Origin of the sequence: Micromonospora sp. DT227 (assembly GCF_049841835.1) — a bacterium.
Taxonomy (GTDB): domain Bacteria; phylum Actinomycetota; class Actinomycetes; order Mycobacteriales; family Micromonosporaceae; genus Micromonospora.
Genome location: NZ_JBNCLA010000050.1, coordinates 1 through 649, shown reverse-complemented (window position 1 = coordinate 649; position 649 = coordinate 1). Strand labels below are relative to the sequence as shown.

The following is a 649-nucleotide window of genomic DNA, read 5'->3' as shown; positions in this document are numbered from 1 at the left end:
TGTCGCCGCCGTCGCCCCAGCGCAGCAGATCGGCACGCTCGGCTGCGGACACGACGTCCCATTGCGAGAGTCGGGCTCCGACGTCTCCGGCGGCCAGTGCGGCGAGGATTCGAAGCCACCGGTCAACCAGTTCGGTCACCACCGCCCGGTCGAACAGATCCAACGAGAACTCCACCACACCATCCATCCCGGAGGGTGTGGCGCCGTCGTGGCGTTCCCACAGGCTCAGGGCCAGGTCGAAGCGGGAGGTCCCGGTGCTCACGGGTTGCACCTGCAGATCGAGGCCGGGCAGCGCGAAGTGCGGGTCGGGCGTGTTCTGCAGCGCGAGCATGATCTGGAACAGCGGATGGTGGGCCAGCGTGCGCGTCGGGTTCAGTTCCTCGACCAGGTGCTCGAAGGGAACGTCCTGGTGGGCGTAGGCCGTCAGCGCCGTACCGCGTACCCGGTGCAGCAGCTCGGTGAACGTCGGGTCGCCCGAGGTGTCCACCCGCATCACCAGCGTGTTGACGAAGAAACCGACCAGATCGTCCAGCCGCTCGTCCAACCGACCCGCCACCGGAGAACCGATCGGGATGTCCACCCCCGCACCCAACCGGCTCAACAACCCACCCAGACCAGCCAGCAACACCATGTACACCGTCGTACCGGT

General features: G+C 67.3%; 1 protein-coding gene. It reads right to left on the bottom strand.

Translation table 11 applies throughout. From position 1 onward, the window contains the following. Nucleotides 1–631, bottom strand: a 631-nt coding sequence (locus ACLQ2W_RS33835) for a condensation domain-containing protein (protein WP_425791962.1), incomplete at its 3' end; no start/stop codon positions are given. Between the last annotated feature and the right edge of the window lie 18 nt (nt 632–649).